The following is a 17,876-nucleotide window of genomic DNA, read 5'->3' on the forward strand; positions in this document are numbered from 1 at the left end:
AAGCCAATGTCACAGCCTTCCCAATCCGCCACTCACCCCCAATACATCTGGTTCAACGGCAAACTGGTGCCCTGGCAGGATGCCCAGGTGCACGTGATGAGCCACGTCCTGCACTACGGCTCCTCGGTGTTTGAGGGGGTGCGTGCCTACGACACCCCCAAGGGCACCTGCATCTTCCGTCTGCAGGAGCACACCCGCCGCCTGTTCGACTCCGCCAAAATCTACTGGATGGACGTTCCTTACAGCGAGGCCGACGTGAATGAAGCCTGCCGCACCGTGGTGCGCGAGAACGGCCTGAAGAGCGGTTACCTGCGCCCGCTGGCCTTTGTCGGCAACGTGGGGCTGGGGCTGCATCCGCCACTGGATGCCAAGGCTGACCTGATGGTCGCCGCTCTGCCGTGGGGCGCTTATCTGGGGGAAGAGGGGCTGAAAAACGGGGTGGATGTCTGTGTCACCTCATGGAACCGGCTCGCTCCCAACACCATTCCCACCGGCGCCAAGGCGGGCGGTAACTATTTGTCCTCCCAGCTGATCAGCCGCGAGGCCAAGCGCAACGGCTTCGCCGAGGGGTTGGCGCTGGATGTGAACGGCTACCTGAGCGAAGGGGCGGGGGAGAACCTGTTTCTGGTGAAGAACGGCGTGCTGTTTACCCCGCCCGCTACCGCCGCCATCCTGCCCGGGATCACCCGCGACACCATCATGACGCTGGCCCGCGATCTCGGTTACGAGGTGCGCGAGCAGGCGCTGCCCCGCGAGGCGCTCTATGTGGCGGACGAGATCTTTATGACCGGCACCGCTGCCGAGGTGACCCCGGTGCGCTCCGTCGATCGAATGAAGGTGGGCGCTGGCAGCCGTGGCCCGGTGACCGAGCTGCTGCAGAACGCCTTCTTCGGCCTGTTCAATGGCAAGACCGAAGACAAGTGGGGTTGGCTGACGCCCGTCAACGACTGATGAGAGAGGGGAGGCGCTGTGCCTCCCCGAGTCGCTTCCGGTCAGGGCACTGCGCGGTGCCCTCACCAGGATCGATTCCCGATCCGAGAGTCACTTTTTCATTTCCAGAGTTAATGAGCCCGCTGGGCATTCAGGGAGTAGAGACATGCCGAAGTTGAGATCCGCCACCACCACCCACGGACGTAACATGGCCGGGGCCCGCGCCCTGTGGCGTGCCACCGGAATGACCGATCAGGATTTCGGCAAGCCCATCATCGCCGTGGTCAACTCCTTCACCCAGTTCGTACCGGGCCACGTCCACCTCAAGGACTTGGGGCAACTGGTGGCCCGCGAGATCGAAGCTGCCGGCGGGGTGGCCAAAGAGTTCAACACCATCGCCGTGGATGACGGCATCGCCATGGGCCACGGCGGCATGCTCTACTCCCTGCCATCGCGGGAGCTGATCGCCGATTCGGTGGAGTACATGGTCAACGCCCACTGCGCCGACGCCATGGTCTGCATCTCCAACTGCGACAAGATCACCCCGGGGATGCTGATGGCGGCCCTGCGCATCAACATTCCGGTGATCTTCGTCTCCGGCGGCCCGATGGAAGCGGGCAAGACCAAGCTCTCCGACCAGATCATCAAACTGGATCTGGTGGACGCCATGATCCAGGGCGCCGATCCCAAGGTGTCGGACGCCCAGAGTGAACAGGTGGAGCGCAGCGCCTGCCCCACCTGCGGCTCCTGTTCCGGCATGTTTACCGCCAACTCCATGAACTGTCTGACCGAGGCGCTCGGCCTCTCCCAGCCGGGCAACGGCTCCATGCTGGCGACCCACGCCGATCGCGAGCAGCTGTTCAAGCTGGCGGGCCAGCGCATCGTGACTTTGGCCAAGCGCTGGTATGAGCAGGATGACGAGACCGCCCTGCCGCGCAATATCGCTACCAAGGCAGCGTTCGAGAACGCCATGGCGCTCGATATCGCCATGGGCGGCTCCACCAATACCGTGCTGCACCTGCTGGCGGCGGCGCAGGAGGCCGGGGTCGACTTCACCATGGCCGACATCGATCGCATGTCACGCAAGGTGCCGCAGCTCTGCAAGGTGGCGCCCTCCACCCAGAAATACCACATGGAAGATGTGCACCGTGCCGGTGGCGTAGTGGCCATCCTGGGTCAGCTGGAAAAAGCGGGTCTGGTGCATGGGGATACTCGCACCGTGCTGGGTTGCTCCCTCGTCGAACAGCTCGATGAATATGACGTCAGCCGTCAGCCGAGCCAGGAGGTGGTGGACTTCTACCGCGCCGGCCCGGCCGGCATCCGCACCACCAAAGCGTTCAGTCAGGATTGCCGCTGGCCAGAGCTGGATCTGGACCGCGCCGAAGGGTGCATCCGCTCGCTGGATCACGCCTACAGCCAGGAGGGCGGCCTTGCCGTGCTTTCCGGCAACCTCGCGGTCAACGGGGCCATCGTCAAGACTGCCGGGGTAGATGAGGAGAACCTCACCTTCCGTGGCCCGGCCCGGGTGTTTGAGAGTCAGGAGAGCGCGGTGAGCGGCATCCTCGACGGCACCGTGAAAGCGGGCGAGGTGGTAGTGATCCGCTACGAAGGGCCGAAAGGGGGCCCCGGCATGCAGGAGATGCTCTACCCCACCACCTATCTGAAATCCATGGGACTCGGCAAGGCGTGCGCCCTGATCACCGATGGCCGCTTCTCCGGCGGCACCTCGGGCCTCTCCATCGGCCACGTCTCGCCGGAGGCGGCTTCCGGCGGCACGATCGGTCTGGTGGAGGATGGCGACATCATCAGTATCAACATCCCGGCCCGCAGCATGGTGCTGGAGGTGGCCGACAGCGTGCTGGCCACCCGCCGTGTCGCCGTCGAAGCCCGTGGCTGGAAGCCGCTCGATCGCCAGCGTCAGGTCTCCTTTGCCCTGCGCGCCTACGCCATGTTCGCCACCAGTGCCGACAAGGGTGCGGTGCGCGATCGTTCGATGCTGGGGGAATAAATCATGGTCTCTGCGGCGGATTATCTACGCAAGGTGCTGCTCTCCCCCGTCTATGAGGCGGCGCGGGTGACCCCTTTGCAAACCCTGAAGAAACTCTCCGAACGGCTCGGCAATCACGTCAGCCTGAAGCGGGAGGACCTGCAACCGGTCCACTCCTTCAAGCTGCGCGGTGCCTACCACAAGATCGCCACCCTCACCGAGGAGCAGAAGGCGCGCGGCGTCATCGCCGCCTCTGCCGGCAACCACGCGCAAGGGGTTGCCCTGTCGGCCGCCAAGCTCGGCATCAAGGCGATCATCGTGATGCCCAAGACCACGCCGGACATCAAGATCGACGCGGTGCGCCGTCAGGGCGGCAACGTCATGCTGTTTGGCAACAGCTTCGACGAGGCCTACGGCGAGAGCCGCCGCCTCGCCGAGTTGGAGGGCTACACCCTGATCCCGCCGTTTGACGACGTCGAGGTGATCGCCGGGCAGGGCACCATCGGCAAGGAGCTGCTGGAGCAGGATACCCACCTTACCCACGTCTTCGTGCCGGTGGGTGGCGGCGGACTGGCCGCCGGGGTGGCGGTCTATATCAAGCAGCTGCTGCCGGATGTGAAGGTGATCGGGGTGGAGGCTGAAGGGTCTGCCTGTCTCAAGGCCGCGCTGGCGGCCGGCGAGCCGGTCAATCTGGAGCGGGTCTCGCTATTTGCCGACGGGGTGGCGGTTAAGCGCATCGGCGAGGAGACCTTCCGGCTGTGCAACCAGTATCTGGACGAGGTGGTGACCGTCTCCAACGACCAGATCTGCGCCGCGCTGAAAGACATTTTCGACGACTGCCGCGCCATCGCCGAGCCCTCGGGCGCCCTGTCGCTGGCCGGCCTCAAGGCCTACAGCGAGCGGGAGCAGGTCAAGGGGGGCCGGATGGCGGCCATTTTGTCCGGTGCCAACGTCAACTTCCACAGCCTGCGTTACGTGTCGGAGCGCTGCGAGATCGGCGAGAAGCGCGAGGGCATGCTGGCGGTGACCATCCCCGAGCGCAAGGGGGCCTTCCTCGACTTCTGCCGTCAGCTCGGGCCGCGCATGGTGACCGAGTTCAACTATCGCTATGCGGATGCCGAGCAGGCGTCGCTGTTCGTCTCGGTGCGCCTCACCGGCGGTGACGAGGAGCTGGGCCAGATCATCGATCAGCTCGGTGGCAACGGCTATCCGGTGGTCAACATGACCGAGAGCGAGCTGGCCAAGAACCACGTGCGTTACATGATTGGCGGCCGCCCGGCCCGGCCCCTTGGTGAGCGCCTTTACAGCTTCAAGTTTCCGGAGCAGCCTGGCGCTCTGATGCGTTTCCTCGAGACCCTCGGCTGTCGCTGGAACATCAGCCTGTTCCACTACCGCAACCACGGTGCCGACTACGGCCGGGTGCTCTGCGCCTTCGAGCTGCCGGACGAGGACGTGGCCGCTTTCCACGACTACCTGCGCGAGATTGGCTACGGCTGGAAAGAGGTAAGCAACGATCCCGCCTACCGGTTGTTCCTGGCCAGTTGAGCAAGAGGGTTGCTACGACCAGTCCAGAGGGAGGTGCCATGCCTCCCTTTTTTATATGTCGGGCGTAGAGAAGTTATTGCAGGGTAACCCCTGCCCATGGTTTTACTGACAAAACAATGTGAACCGCTGTGCTGGCGATTTTTACGCCGGATATTGCAGGCAAGCTCACACTCCTGATGGGCTGGTCATTTGAGGCTGCCTTCGGATGGGATACCCTGATCGGCGGAGAGGCCGCCTGACGGCTTCACACAGGGAGAGTGCGCACTCAGGCGCCCATAACGACTTATTGCAGAGGCAAAAATATGAATAAATCCATGCTTGCCGTGTTGGTCAGCGGTTTGCTGGCGGCCGGCGCCGTTCACGCCGCCGCTCAGGACAATACCTGGTATGTCGGTGGCAAGGCCGGTTGGTCCAACTATTACGGTGTTGATCATAACCAGTATGCCGAGTCGATAGCCCAGACGCTGGGCAATACCAGCGAGAACACGGACGATCTGGGACTGGGTCTGTTTGCCGGTTATCAGCTCAACCCCAATCTGGGTTTCGAGTTGGGTTATGACTGGCTTGGCAAATACGATACGACCTCGGGTACCGGCGCCAATACCCTCAACACCGAAGCCAAGAGCCAGATGATTCAGGCCACCATGAAGATCAGCTTCCCGGCAACGAATGTGCTCGATCTTTATGGCCGACTGGGCGGTGCTTATGCCTGGACTGAAAGTGAACTCAGCTTCGCCAATGTCAGCGAGACCGGTAAAAAGCATGGTGCCGCCTTTGTCGGGGCGCTGGGTGCCGAATACGCCATCGATCGTGACTGGGCCGCCCGTCTGGAGTACCAGTACACCACGCCGCTGGGGGATGCCTCTCTCGATCGCTCCGGCATCGAGCTGGATAACGGCCTGATCTCGTTCGGCATGCTCTATCGTTTCGGTCAGCAAGGGGGTGAGGTTGCTGTGCCGGCGCCCGCTCCGGCTGCTGAACCGGCTCCGGCTGTGGTGGTGGAACCCAAGACCTTCAGCCTGAGTTCCGATGTGCTGTTCGAGTTCAACAAAGCGACCCTGAAACCGGCTGCCAATCAGGCGCTCGATACCCTGTTCGGCCAGATTGTGGCGGCCAATCCGAAAGATGGTGTCGCAACTGTCATCGGTTATACCGACCGTATCGGCTCCGACAACTACAACCTGGCTCTTTCCGAGAAGCGGGCCCAGAGCGTGGCCAGCTATCTGGTATCCAAAGGTTTGTATGCCGACAAGGTGCGGGTCGAGGGGCGTGGCAAGGCCAATCCGGTCACTGGCAGCAGCTGTGCCAGCAGCTCCAAGCAGGAGCTGATCGCCTGTCTGGCTCCGGATCGTCGGGTTGAAATCCATCTGGAAGGGGTTTCCCAGCCGGCGCAGTGATGCTGTGGCAGAGATGGGATTCGAGAAGAACGGGAGGCCAGGCCTCCCGTTTTCTATGGTCAGCGTGATCGGATGGTGGTGGCGCAGACCTGGGTTGCCAACATCATGAGCTATCGAATCTTTTCCTAATAGGAATAGTTATTATATTTCCAAGAAATTACAGGATAAAAAAATAGAATTAAACTTTGCGCCTGAAGATCCTTTTGGTTAGAATCTCTGCGTGTTATCAATAGACAGGTAAATATTATGGACTGCGACAGTTGTAGCCGATTGCAAATCGCGATGCGGGTTTACCAGAGCTGAGGCCGAATATTTTATCTTCTCTCTCACTCTGATTGCTCGAATCACAAGCATAGAGTGCAGCATCTATATGAGTCAGCATCGACTCTCACAACCTCTTCATCCCGCCTTCATCAGGGATTTCGGTTGTAAATCTGGATCGTTCCGCTCATCTGCGAGCCATGCGCGCCTCGCGACCCCTGCAATTGAACGCTTCATCACATACTCCCGGTGCCCGTCAGGGCCGTCACAGCGTTGGAACCATGTATCTGTGTCGTGGTCGGGAAGGGATCAAGCGTAAAATAACAAGATGGATAATTTCATATTGAAAACTATTTCGTTTTCGATAGGACAGGTTTCAAATTAAAATAATTGACGTGATTGATTAATATAATTCGGTCGTAACAAGGGTTGCATCGAAATATTTCCATGGGTGTGGTTTTCTCCGATATACGTACCCGCCAGAAATCACTGATACTATTTCCTGCCCGCATCCCGTTATTTCAAGCTGTCGTAATCCTTATTTTCTTTATGGATGTATGCCGCTCTGGTTGCGGGATCACCGTATTGGTAGGTCGATAATGCAGACCCATGGCCATGCCTGCCAACGACAGTGTGTATCGCTGTCTATGGTATGTCCGGCCCTATCTCCACCCCACTCGGAGGATATCGTATGACCGAAGAGCCCAAACCTCGACCCTCGGGGTCCATACCTCTCCACGCCTGACCCCCCTGCGGGTAACAGGATATGGAGTCCTGACCCCTGATCTGACCCGACTATGCCAGTGAGCGCGACGGTAGACGTTTGTCTGACGGGCCGCCCCGTGCACGCCAGTTGAGCGTGCCGGCAACGCATCGGGTTTACTGCCTTCGATATCAGTACTGACGCCAGGCCTGGCCCGCGACAGGGCCCTGCTGCAAGCGAAAATCAGGATTTAAAGTTATGAAGCAACAACATACTGCCAGCCGGCACAAGCAACAGGGGTTCGTCGCCCCGGGCCGTGCCAATGAGAAGCTCTCCTCCCGGGTGCTCGACGAGGCCGACAAGTCTCTCGAATACACCCTTACTGCCGTGCGCGGCAATATTGATGGCCTTACCGCGACCGAGGCTGCCAACCGTCTGGTCCAGTTTGGCCCCAACGAGGTGACCCACGACAAGCCGCCCCATCCATTGATCCAGCTGCTGCAGGCGTTCAAAAACCCGTTTGTGATGGTCTTGATGGTGCTTGGGCTGGTCAGTTACGTGATGGACGTGCTGATGGCCGAGCCGGGTGATGAGGACTGGGTCAAGGTGATCATCCTCGGTGTCATGGTGGGCCTGAGCGGTCTGCTGCGCTTCTGGCAGGAGTACCGTTCGGCCAAGGCGGCCGAGGCGCTCAAGTCACTGGTGCGCAACACTGCCACTGTACAGCGTCGTCCCTCGCCGGGCGCTACCCCCCAGCGCAAGGAGGTGGCAATGACCGAGCTGGTGGCCGGAGACATAGTGCACTTGCAGGCGGGAGACATGATCCCCGCCGACATCAAGCTGATTGAATCCCGCGATCTCTTCATCAGCCAGGCGGTGCTGACCGGTGAAGCACTGCCGGTAGAGAAGTATGACACTCTGGGAGCTGTGGCCGAGAAGTCGGCAGACGGCAACAGCACAGGGGACGTGGGGTTGCTCGATCAGCCCAACATCTGCTTCATGGGCACCAACGTGGTGAGCGGTACAGCCAAGGCTGTGGTCGTGGCCACCGGCAGCGACACCTACTTCGGTTCGCTGGCCCGCAACGTGGTGAGCCACAAGCGCATCGAGACCAGTTTCGATCGCGGCGTCAACAGCGTCACCAGGCTGCTTATTCGTTTCATGCTGGTGATGGTACCCATCGTCTTTATGCTGAGTGGTATCAGCAGTGGTGACTGGATGTCTGCACTCACCTTCGCGCTGGCGGTGGCGGTGGGGCTCACCCCCGAGATGCTGCCGATGATCGTTTCTGCCAACCTGGCGCGGGGGGCGGTGGCCATGGCCAAGCGTAAGGTAGTGGTCAAGCGGCTCAACTCGGTGCAAAACTTCGGTGCCATGGACGTGCTCTGCACCGACAAGACCGGTACCCTGACCCAGGACAAGATCATCCTCGAGCACCACTACGACGTGCGTGGCAACCGGGACGACCGGATCCTGCAGTTGGCCTGGCTCAACAGTTATCATCAGAGCGGCATGAAGAATCTGATGGACATCGCCGTGATCGAGCACGCCGATGCACTGGGGGCTGGCTGCAAGCCGGCGGGTTACAGCAAGGTGGATGAGTTGCCGTTCGACTTCGTGCGCCGGCGCCTGTCGGTGATCGTACAGGATGAGCGTGGCCAGCAGCTGATGGTTTCCAAGGGAGCGGTCGAGGAGATGCTCTCCGTCTCCAGCCACATCGATGATGGCAAGCAGATCCGAGAGCTGGATGAGATTGAGCGCCGTACCTTGCTGCGTCGCAGTGAAGAGTACAACGCCGACGGTTATCGGGTGTTGATCGTGGCAACCCGAGAGATCCCGGCTGCCGAGTGCAAGCAGAGCTATCGCACCAGTGACGAGGTCAATCTGGTGGTGCGCGGTTTCCTCACCTTCTTCGATCCGCCCAAGGATTCAGCCGCACCGGCCATTCGTGCGCTGAACGACTATGGCGTAGCGGTAAAGGTACTGACCGGCGATAATCCTATCATTACCAGCAAGGTGTGTCGTGATGTTGGGCTGGAGCCCGGTGTACCGCTGCTCGGCAAGGATATCGAAGGAATGGATGACGTGGCGCTGTGCGAGGTGGTCAAGCAGACCACCATCTTCGCCAAGCTCACCCCGCTGCAGAAGTCGCGGGTGGTGAAGGCGCTGCAGGCCAACGGCAACACCGTCGGTTTCCTCGGTGACGGCATCAACGATGCGCCGGCGCTGCGGGATGCGGACGTGGGGATCTCGGTGGACAGCGGGGCCGATATCGCCAAGGAGACCGCCGACATCATCCTGCTGGAGAAGAGTCTGATGGTGCTGGAGGAGGGGGTGATCAAGGGGCGCGAGACTTTTGGCAATATCCTCAAGTACCTCAACATGACCGCCAGCTCCAACTTCGGCAACGTCTTCTCGGTGCTGGTGGCCTCCGCCTGGCTGCCATGGGCACCCATGCTGGCGATGCAGATGTTGATCCAGAACCTGGTGTATGACGTCTCCCAGATGCTGCTGCCCTGGGACAAGATGGATCCCGAGTTCCTCAAGCGGCCGCGCAAGTGGGAGGCGAGCAACATCAAGCGCTTCATGCTGTGGCTCGGCCCGACCTCGTCGGTGTTCGATATCAGCACCTACTGCCTGATGTGGTTCGTGTTCGGCGCCGGCGCTCTCTATGCCACTGCCAACGGCAGCATGGATCCGCTGGTCAACGGTCAGGCCATCATGAACTCCGGCTGGTTCATCGAGGGACTGGTGTCGCAGACCCTGGTGGTGCACATGTTACGTACCCGCAAGATCCCGTTCCTGCAGAGTACCGCTACCCTGCCGGTGCTGCTCTCCACCTCCATCGCTATCGCCATCGGCTGCTACCTGCCGTTCTCGCCGGTGGCGGAGCACTTCGGCTTCATCACCCTGGATGGGCCCAAGTACTTCATGTGGCTGGTGATTACCATGCTGGCCTACATGGGGCTGACCCAGACCATCAAGAGCATCTACATCAAGCGCCACGGCCAGTGGTTCTGATGCGGATCTAGTGGAAGCGCCGGTATGATAGCGGCGCGACAGAAAAAAGAGAGCCAGCCCGCACAAGCGGACTGGCTCTCTCTATTTGGTGTGACCTGACTCCCTTGTTGGAGAGTACCGGTCTGTGGCTTATAGCTTGAACAGCGGACGCAGGCGGATGCCGATCAGGCTGCCGGCGAGGGCCATCAGCATCCAGACCCAGCCGTGCAGGCTGCCTGAGGCGGTACCGTCGAAGAAGCCGCCGAGGTTGCAGGCGCTGTACATGGCGCCCATCCCCATCAGCAGGCCGCCGATGATGGAGGCCAGGCTGTTGCCGAGCCGCATCGGGGCGAAGGTGCCGCCACCGCTGATGCAGCGCGCCAGCATGGCCCCCAGAATGCCGAGCCAGAACATGCCAACCATGGGGTTGATGAAGAGCGGTTGGGCCAGCTTGGGGTGGCCCTCGAACAGGCCGAACAGGGAGGCACCGCGCAGCGCCATGTCATAGACGGCGCCGGTGATGGTCCAGGCCGAGCCGTGCAGGGCGACGACAGTGGAGTTGAGTATGGCGATGATGATGCCGCCGGTCAGCACGGTGAAGCGGCCATCGCGCCAGAACAGGTTGCCGCCGCTGAAGAGGGGCTTGAGCTCGCCGGTACGTTTGAGCTCGCTCTTGCGAAACAGCAGGAACAGCGCGGCGACCAGCGCCAGGTTGAGCAGCATGCCGCTCCAGATATTGCCGGTCAAATCCTTGGCCAGCACCACATGGCTGGAGAAGGTGGCCTCCAGTTCGGGGCGGAACTGGTTGCTGATCAGGGTGCCGATGCCGTAGCAGAGCAGCACCAGCCAGAAGCGGGGTTGCCCCTCGCCGCAGCAGTAGAGGGTGCCGGTGGCGCAGACGCCTGCCAGCTGCATGCCGATGCCGAACAGGAAGGCGCCGACGATGAAGGGAATGCCGATGGCCATCACGTTGCCCACCATGGCATCGCCAAACAGGGCGTGGCTAAAGGAGAGGAAGCAGGTGAACAGCAGAATTTCGATGGCGATGGTAAGCAGGTGAACCCGCACATAGTAGCTGTTGCGCTTGGTCAGCATCTCGCGCCAACCGAACACGATACCGAAGCGGCTGAAGGAGAGGGTGAAGCCGAAGCCGAATCCGATCAGGGCCATCAAAGCCCATTTCATACCAAAGGTGTTGCCGAGCCAGAGTAACGCTCCCCCCGCGATTGCCACGATGGGGAGCGACCATTTTCGATTCATGCCTGTTGATCCTTATAGCTGGATGAAGAATTGGGAGTGCGGATCCTATTCCCACATTGAGTCCAAGGCTACCGGTTTAACAGGCCAGGAGGCGAGAAAATGGCATATCGCTTATGACTACTTTGTTATCTACGGATTTGATTTTGAAAGCTTTATATTGCTCGTTGCAGCGGGTCGCTTGCCGTTGCGCAGCCCATCGAGCGTGAAGATCAGCAGTGCGCTCCAGATACAGGCGAAAGTGAGAGCCTTGTCCATTGCCAGCTCCTCGCCGTAGAGAGTGACCGCGAGGATGAACATCAGGCTGGGGCCTATGTACTGGAAGAAGCCCAGGGTGGATAGCTTGAGCCGGGTCGCAGCGGCGGTGAAACAGAGCAGGGGGGCTGTGGTGACGGCGCCTGCAGCGATCAGCAGCAGGTTGAGGTGCCAGTCATTCTGGGTGAGGTGGCTGGTGGGGCTGTCGGCAAATCCCCACAGATAGATGGCTGCCGGTGGCAGCATGATCATGGTTTCGATCAGCAGGCCGGTAAGTGCATCGAGGGCCAGCTTTTTGCGCACCAGACCATAGATGGCGAAGCTCGACGCCAGCACCAGTGCAATCCAGGGCAGGGAGCCAAAGGCGATGAGCTGGATCGCCACTCCGGCAAAGGCCAGCGCCACCGCCCACCACTGCAGCCGGCGCAGTTTCTCGCTCAGAAACACCATCCCCAGCAGCACGTTGAACAGCGGGTTGATGTAGTAGCCGAGGCTGGCATCCAGCATGTGCCCGTTGTTGATGGCCCAGATAAACAGCAGCCAGTTGCCGCCAACGGTGACCGAGGTAAACGCCAGGGTGAGCAGCACTTTTGGCTGACGCAGCACGGCCTGCACCTTGTGCCACTGGCGGCCTGCCAGGGTGAGCACCATCAGCAGCACGCAGGACCAGATCATCCTGTGGGTCAGAATTTCGGCAGCCGGGACGGCAGAGATGGTTTTGAAATAGATGGGGGCTATGCCCCAAAGGGTATAGGCGCACAGGGCGTAGATGACGCCCTGGCGCTGGATCTGTTGCGGCATGCGGATGACCTTTACTGATGCGTTGGATGCGGGAAAACATCGCAAAAAATCAGTGTAGCGATCCTTTATCGAGGAAAGAAGCGAATAAACGAAGTTTGAGAATACGGTTGGAAGCGGGTCATCCTTTGCCGCGACGGATCTTGTCGACGTCCATCAACAGCCACAACATCAGAGCGATGGCAGAGATCCAGGGGCCCCAGGTCACGTAGGCCTCGCCGTGCCCCAGCACGAAAAACAGCAGGGGCAACCCGATCACCAGAAAAAGTACGCTTCCCAGAAAAAATAGCATTTTTGTCTTTATATTTAATGGCTTGCTTATTTGATGATTATATCGATTGTGCTGCCTGATGGAAGGCCAAAATGCAAAAGGGGGGATTTATCCCCCCTTGCTGATGATGATGGCTATTTATACCCTTATTCGAGCTGGATCCAGGTACTTTTCAGCTCGGTGTACTTCTCCAGCGCGTGCAGCGACTTGTCGCGACCGTTACCGGACTGCTTGAAGCCGCCAAACGGCATGGTCATGTCGCCGCCATCCCAGTTGTTGACGAACACGGTGCCGGCGCGCAGGGCGCGGGAGCCCTTCACCGCCTTGTTGAGATCCGCTGTCCAGATCGCCGCCGCCAGCCCGTAGTCGGTGTCGTTGCCAAGGGCGATGGCTTCTTCCAGCGTGTCGAAGCCGGTCACCGCCAGCACAGGGCCGAAAATCTCCTCGCGGAAGATACGCATCTGCGGGGTTACCTCATCGAAGATGGTGGGCTCGATATAGAAGCCGCCGCTCTCAAGATTGGTGCGTTTGCCCCCCAGTAGCAGCTTGGCCCCCTCCTGCTTGCCAATCTCGACATAGCGCAGCACCTGCTCCATCTGGATGTGATCTACCATGGCGCCGATGCGGGTAGCGGGGTCGAGCGGGTTGGCCGAGATCCATTCGCGGGCGTGGGCCAGCAGCCTTTCCATAAACTGCGGCTTGATGCTGTTTTGCACCAGCAGCCGGGAGGCGGCGGTGCACACCTCGCCCTGGTTGTAGAAGATGGCGCTGGCCGCGCTTTTGGCGGCGGCGTCCAGATCCGGCGCATCCGCCAGTATGATGTTGGGGCTCTTGCCGCCGCACTCCATAAAGGCGCGCTTGAGGTTGGACTTGCCGGAACACTCCACCAGGTGCTTGCCGATTTTGGTGGAGCCGGTGAAGGTGATGCAATCCACATCCATGTGCATGGCCAGCGCTTCGCCCACGGTATGGCCAAAGCCGGGCAGTACGTTGAACACGCCGTCAGGAATGCCGGCCTCCTTGGCCAGACCTGCGATACGCAAGGCGGTCAGGGGGGACTTTTCGGAAGGTTTGAGAATGACCGAGTTGCCGGTAGCGAGCGCCGGCCCCAGCTTCCAGCAGGCCATCACCAGCGGGAAGTTCCATGGCACGATGGCGGCGACCACCCCGAGCGCTTCGCGGGTCACCAGCGCCAGGGCGGATTCCTCGACCGGAGCGACCTGATCGTAGATCTTGTCGATAGCCTCGGCGTTCCAGGCGATGCAGTTGGCTGCAGCAGGGGCATCGTATCCCATGGCATCGCCGATGGGCTTGCCCATGTCCAGCGACTCCAGCAGTGCCAGCTCCACCTTGTTGAGACGCATCAGTTCGGCGAAGCGCTGCATGATCAGCTTGCGCTGTTTCGGCGCCATGCCGCTCCAGCGCTTGTCATTGAAGGCTTTACGAGCGGCCTGTACCGCCAGTTCGGCATCGGCGGCATCGCACGCTGCTACCCTGGTCAGCAGCTTGCCGTTGGCCGGGTTGATACAGTCGAAGGTGGCACCATTGACGGCATCCCGATAGCTACCGTTGATAAAGGCTTGTGAGGGCAGGGTCAGATGGGCGGCCTTGTGTTGCCACTGGGCCAGGGTCAGGTCACTCATGTTCACTCCTTGAACCGGCAAAAGTCATTGTCCGCGTATCAATATGCTAAACATCCGGCCACTTGTAAATCCACTTTGTAACAATTCATTAAACATTGGTGACTGGCTGACCCCTTATCACCCAGTTAGAAACTGGCGGGAGTATTGGCCGAAATCAATACGCACTCCTGCCCGCCCACATTGCGAAAACGGTGGGGAGTGCGGCTGTCGAAGTAGTAGCCATCGCCCGGTGTCAGCAGGTAGATCTGCTCGCCCACGGTCACTTCAACCTCGCCCTTGATGACGATGCCGCACTCTTCACCCTCGTGGCTCAGCATGTCGTCGCCGGTATCGGCGCCCGGTGGCAATACTTCCTGCATCATGCCGATAGCGCGGTTGGCGCGGCTGTGGCCCACCAGTCGATAGCTGATGGGATGCGTGCCGAGATCAGGCATGTCGGCGGCGCGGAAGATCACTTCGGAGTCCATTTCAGTCTCTTCGGTAAAGAAGCTGGCCAGTGACATGGGGATCCCTTCCAGCACCTTGCGCAGGGAGGCAACTGACGGGCTCACCTGATTCTTTTCGATCTGGGAGATGAATCCGTTGGTCACGCCCGAACGTTTGGCCAGCTCACGCTGGGAGAGGGCCGCCTTGGTGCGAACCGCCTTGAGACGGTGACCGATATCCATCGATAGACACTCCTTGACTGTTTACTATTATTAAATTTGTGTTAAATATCTTATACCACCCTGTAGAGCCATCTAGCTAGGGGTGGCATCAGACAGGGCGATCATGAGCCCTTTTTTATGGATTCAGGTGTTTAATTTAATGGGCAATAGCCAATAGTTGCTAAACACCTTAAGGATGAGGTGACCATGAAACCGATCAGCGACATCAATACCCCCTCCGACATGTCCGCTTTCTGGATGCCGTTCACCGCCAACCAGCAGTTCAAGGCGGCGCCGCGCATCCTGAAGTCGGCAGAGGGGATGTATTATCACTCAGAGGATGGCCGCAAGATACTGGATGGCACTGCCGGACTCTGGTGTTGCAACGCGGGCCATGGTCGGCGCGAGATTGCCGAGGCGGTCTCCCAGCAGATTTCCCACCTCGATTTTGCCCCCACCTTTCAGATGGGCCACCCCCTGCCGTTCGAGCTGGCTAACCGGCTGGTGGAGATCGCTCCCCAGGGCTTTGGCCATGTCTTCTACACTAACTCCGGCTCAGAATCGGTCGATACCGCGCTCAAAATCGCACTGGCCTGGCAGCGGGCCCGTGGTCAGGGCACCCGTACCCGGTTGATTGGCCGCGAGCGGGGCTACCATGGCGTCGGTTTTGGCGGCATCTCGGTGGGGGGCATTCCCGGTAATCGCAAGTGGTTTGGCTCCCTGTTGACCGGGGTGGATCATCTACCCCATACCCTCAATATCGCCAAGAATGCCTTCACCAAAGGACTGCCCGAGGAGGATGTGGCGCTGGCCGACGAGCTGGAAAAGATCGTCTTTCTGCACGATGCCAGCAATATCGCGGCGGTGATCGTCGAGCCCATCGCTGGTAGTACCGGCGTGCTGATGCCGCCCAAAGGCTACCTCAAGCGGCTGCGCGAGATCTGTACCAAACACGGCATCTTGCTGATTTTTGACGAGGTGATCACCGGTTTCGGTCGCCTCGGCTCCCCCTTTGCCGCACAGGAGTTCGATGCCATCCCCGACATGATCACCTGCGCCAAGGGGCTCACCAACGGCGCTATCCCCATGGGAGCTGTGCTGGTGCAAAAGCATATTTATGACGACATGATGGCGGCAGGCAAAGGAGCCATCGAGCTGTTCCACGGCTACACCTACTCCGGCCACCCGGTGGCTGCCGCTGCCGGTCTCGCGACCCTCGAGATCTATCGCAACGAGAACCTGCTTAGCCGCGCCGCGGATCTGGCGGGCTACTGGGAGGAGGCGGCCCATTCGCTGAAGGGCTGCAAGCATGTGAAGGATGTGCGCAACTACGGGCTGGTGGCCGGTATCGAACTTGAATCCATGCCGGATGCGCCGGGCAAGCGCGCCTATGAGGTGTTTGTCCGCTGCTTCGAGAAGGGGGCGCTGATCAGGGTGACCGGCGACATCATCGCTCTGTCGCCACCTCTCATCATCGAGCGCAGCCAGATCGATGATCTCTTCACCCTGCTGCAGGATGCCCTGCAGGCACAACCCTAACCCATTTGATGGCCCCGCACTGGCGGGGCCTTGCGTTGTTTTGCTCAGCGCATTTACCACATCAGTTATCACGGAGGATACATGACATACAGGGTCAGCAACTTCATCAACGGCCAGCCGCAGGAGAGTCGTAGCGAGCGCCAGGGCGCCATCTTCAACCCAGCCTGCGGCAAGCAGCAGGGAAGCGTCGGGCTTTCCAGCGCCGCCGAGTGTCAGGAGGCGATCGCCATCGCCGAGCGTGCCTTTGCCGACTGGTCGCAAACCCCGCCGCTGGTGCGGGCTCGGGTCTTTTTCCGCTTCAAAGAGTTGATGGAGCAGCACAGGGACGAGCTGGCCGAGCTCATCAGCCGCGAGCACGGCAAAGTCTTCTCCGATGCGCAGGGTGAGTTGACCCGCGGGTTGGAGGTGGTGGAGTTTGCCTGCGGCATTCCCCATCTGCTCAAGGGGGAGCACTCCCTCAACGTCGGTCGCGGGGTAGACAGCTACTCCATGATGCAGCCGGTCGGGGTCTGCGCCGGTATCACGCCGTTCAACTTCCCGGCCATGGTGCCGCTCTGGATGTTCCCGGTCGCCATCGCCTGCGGCAATACCTTTATTCTCAAACCCTCCGAGAAGGATCCCTCGCTCTCGCTGCGGATGGCCGAGCTGCTCAAGGAGGCCGGTCTGCCGGACGGGGTGCTCAACGTGGTGAACGGTGACAAGGAGGTGGTGGATGTGCTGCTGACCGACCCGCGGGTCGGCGCCGTGTCGTTTGTCGGCTCCACCCCCATCGCCCAGTACATCTATGCCACCGCCTCGGCCCACGGCAAGCGAGTGCAGGCGCTGGGCGGCGCCAAGAACCATATGGTGGTGATGCCGGATGCTGATCTCGATCAGGCGGTCTCAGCTCTGATGGGGGCTGCTTATGGGGCGGCGGGCGAGCGCTGCATGGCCATTTCGGTAGCCGTGGTAGTGGGTGACGAGACCGCCGATGCCTTGGTAGCCAAACTGACACCGCTCGTTGAGAAGCTGCGGGTGGGCCCGGGGCTGGGCCAGAGCCCGGAAAACGAGATGGGGCCGCTTATCAGCAAGGAGCATCTGGCCAAGGTGCGCGGTTATGTGGATCAGGGGGTGGCCGAAGGGGCCGCGCTGCGGGTCGATGGCCGCACGCTGAACCACGAAGAGGGGTACTTTATTGGTGGCTGCCTGTTTGACGAGGTGACGCCAGAGATGCGGATCTACCGCGAGGAGATCTTCGGCCCCGTGCTCTCCATCGTGCGGGTGCCGGACTACGAGACGGCACTGCGACTCATCAACGAGCATGAGTACGGCAATGGCACCGCCATCTTTACCTGCGACGGCGACACCGCGCGGGACTTCACGGCGCGGGTACAGGTCGGTATGGTAGGGGTGAACGTTCCCATTCCGGTGCCGATGGCGTTTCACAGCTTTGGTGGCTGGAAGCGCTCCATCTTCGGGCCGCTCAACATGCACGGACCGGACGGGGTTCGCTTCTATACCCGGATGAAGACGGTAACGGCGCGCTGGCCCCAGAGCCTGCGCAGTGGTGCCGAGTTCTCTATGCCAACCATGAAGTGATGAGCTCAGGGCTCACCAGCATGATTTGATTCTCTTGCCCCCGCAGATCGCTAGTCTGCGGGGGC

At 60.5% G+C, this 17,876-nt stretch carries 12 protein-coding genes; 7 read left to right on the plus strand and 5 right to left on the minus strand.

What is annotated here, in order from left to right; genetic code table 11:
• Positions 1-6 precede the first annotated feature (6 nt).
• The 5 genes from G5154_RS11710 (at position 7) to mgtA (ending at position 9,844) form a co-directional block, all read left to right on the plus strand.
• Entirely contained in the window at positions 7-951 is a 945-nt protein-coding gene (locus G5154_RS11710) for a branched-chain amino acid transaminase (RefSeq protein WP_421250929.1), read from the plus strand.
• 145 nt (positions 952-1,096) lie between these two features.
• Positions 1,097-2,938, plus strand: a complete 1,842-nt coding sequence (gene ilvD, locus G5154_RS11715) for a dihydroxy-acid dehydratase (protein WP_421250928.1) — start codon at positions 1,097-1,099, stop codon at positions 2,936-2,938.
• A 3-nt stretch (positions 2,939-2,941) separates the two neighbouring features.
• The gene (gene ilvA, locus G5154_RS11720) at positions 2,942-4,462 is read left to right on the plus strand and encodes a threonine ammonia-lyase, biosynthetic (RefSeq protein WP_421250927.1); all 1,521 of its coding nucleotides are present in this window, start codon (positions 2,942-2,944) and stop codon (positions 4,460-4,462) included.
• A 302-nt stretch (positions 4,463-4,764) separates the two neighbouring features.
• Positions 4,765-5,859, plus strand: a complete 1,095-nt coding sequence (ompA, locus tag G5154_RS11725) for a porin OmpA (RefSeq protein ID WP_216979884.1) — start codon at positions 4,765-4,767, stop codon at positions 5,857-5,859.
• Positions 5,860-7,081: 1,222 nt separating this feature from the next.
• Positions 7,082-9,844: a magnesium-translocating P-type ATPase gene (mgtA, locus tag G5154_RS11730; protein ID WP_236347826.1), complete on the plus strand. Its 2,763-nt coding sequence runs from the start codon at positions 7,082-7,084 to the stop codon at positions 9,842-9,844.
• Positions 9,845-9,973: 129 nt separating this feature from the next.
• On the opposite strand, the gene G5154_RS11735 is transcribed toward mgtA, so the two are convergent.
• The 5 genes from G5154_RS11735 to G5154_RS11755 all read right to left on the minus strand — a co-directional run bounded on the left by G5154_RS11735 (position 9,974) and on the right by G5154_RS11755 (position 14,715).
• A complete protein-coding gene (locus G5154_RS11735) occupies positions 9,974-11,083 on the minus strand; it encodes a YeeE/YedE thiosulfate transporter family protein (protein ID WP_216979886.1) in 1,110 nt (369 codons plus the stop codon).
• Between the two features lie 129 nt (positions 11,084-11,212).
• Positions 11,213-12,136: an EamA family transporter RarD gene (gene rarD / locus G5154_RS11740; RefSeq protein ID WP_005342001.1), complete on the minus strand. Its 924-nt coding sequence runs from the start codon at positions 12,134-12,136 to the stop codon at positions 11,213-11,215.
• 118 nt (positions 12,137-12,254) lie between these two features.
• Positions 12,255-12,383: a hypothetical protein gene (locus G5154_RS11745; protein ID WP_265324673.1), complete on the minus strand. Its 129-nt coding sequence runs from the start codon at positions 12,381-12,383 to the stop codon at positions 12,255-12,257.
• A gap of 167 nt (positions 12,384-12,550) precedes the next feature.
• Complete coding sequence (locus tag G5154_RS11750; RefSeq protein WP_421212423.1) at positions 12,551-14,047, minus strand: aldehyde dehydrogenase; 1,497 nt, start codon at positions 14,045-14,047, stop codon at positions 12,551-12,553.
• A 125-nt stretch (positions 14,048-14,172) separates the two neighbouring features.
• Complete coding sequence (locus tag G5154_RS11755) at positions 14,173-14,715, minus strand: cupin domain-containing protein (RefSeq protein ID WP_005341995.1); 543 nt, start codon at positions 14,713-14,715, stop codon at positions 14,173-14,175.
• Between the two features lie 186 nt (positions 14,716-14,901).
• On the opposite strand from G5154_RS11755, the gene G5154_RS11760 reads away from it, so the two are divergent.
• Together G5154_RS11760 and G5154_RS11765 are read left to right on the plus strand one after the other, a co-directional pair.
• The gene (locus G5154_RS11760; RefSeq protein ID WP_421250925.1) at positions 14,902-16,233 is read left to right on the plus strand and encodes an aspartate aminotransferase family protein; all 1,332 of its coding nucleotides are present in this window, start codon (positions 14,902-14,904) and stop codon (positions 16,231-16,233) included.
• Positions 16,234-16,314: 81 nt separating this feature from the next.
• The gene (locus tag G5154_RS11765; RefSeq protein ID WP_337073269.1) at positions 16,315-17,811 is read left to right on the plus strand and encodes a CoA-acylating methylmalonate-semialdehyde dehydrogenase; all 1,497 of its coding nucleotides are present in this window, start codon (positions 16,315-16,317) and stop codon (positions 17,809-17,811) included.
• The last annotated feature ends 65 nt before the right edge of the window (positions 17,812-17,876 follow it).

The organism is Aeromonas sp. 600527 (assembly GCF_049175415.1).
Classification (GTDB): domain Bacteria; phylum Pseudomonadota; class Gammaproteobacteria; order Enterobacterales; family Aeromonadaceae; genus Aeromonas; species Aeromonas veronii_A.

Excerpts from the sequence above, each read along its gene's own strand:
- G5154_RS11760 (WP_421250925.1), top strand. The coding sequence starts at position 14,902 with ATGAAACCGATCAGCGACATCAATACCCCCTCCGACATGTCCGCTTTC.
- G5154_RS11750 (WP_421212423.1), bottom strand. The coding sequence starts at position 14,047 with ATGAGTGACCTGACCCTGGCCCAGTGGCAACACAAGGCCGCCCATCTG.
- G5154_RS11710 (WP_421250929.1), top strand. The coding sequence starts at position 7 with ATGTCACAGCCTTCCCAATCCGCCACTCACCCCCAATACATCTGGTTC.
- G5154_RS11765 (WP_337073269.1), top strand. The coding sequence starts at position 16,315 with ATGACATACAGGGTCAGCAACTTCATCAACGGCCAGCCGCAGGAGAGT.
- ilvA (WP_421250927.1), top strand. The coding sequence starts at position 2,942 with ATGGTCTCTGCGGCGGATTATCTACGCAAGGTGCTGCTCTCCCCCGTC.
- ilvD (WP_421250928.1), top strand. The coding sequence starts at position 1,097 with ATGCCGAAGTTGAGATCCGCCACCACCACCCACGGACGTAACATGGCC.
- G5154_RS11735 (WP_216979886.1), bottom strand. The coding sequence starts at position 11,083 with ATGAATCGAAAATGGTCGCTCCCCATCGTGGCAATCGCGGGGGGAGCG.
- mgtA (WP_236347826.1), top strand. The coding sequence starts at position 7,082 with ATGAAGCAACAACATACTGCCAGCCGGCACAAGCAACAGGGGTTCGTC.
- rarD (WP_005342001.1), bottom strand. The coding sequence starts at position 12,136 with ATGCCGCAACAGATCCAGCGCCAGGGCGTCATCTACGCCCTGTGCGCC.
- G5154_RS11755 (WP_005341995.1), bottom strand. The coding sequence starts at position 14,715 with ATGGATATCGGTCACCGTCTCAAGGCGGTTCGCACCAAGGCGGCCCTC.
- ompA (WP_216979884.1), top strand. The coding sequence starts at position 4,765 with ATGAATAAATCCATGCTTGCCGTGTTGGTCAGCGGTTTGCTGGCGGCC.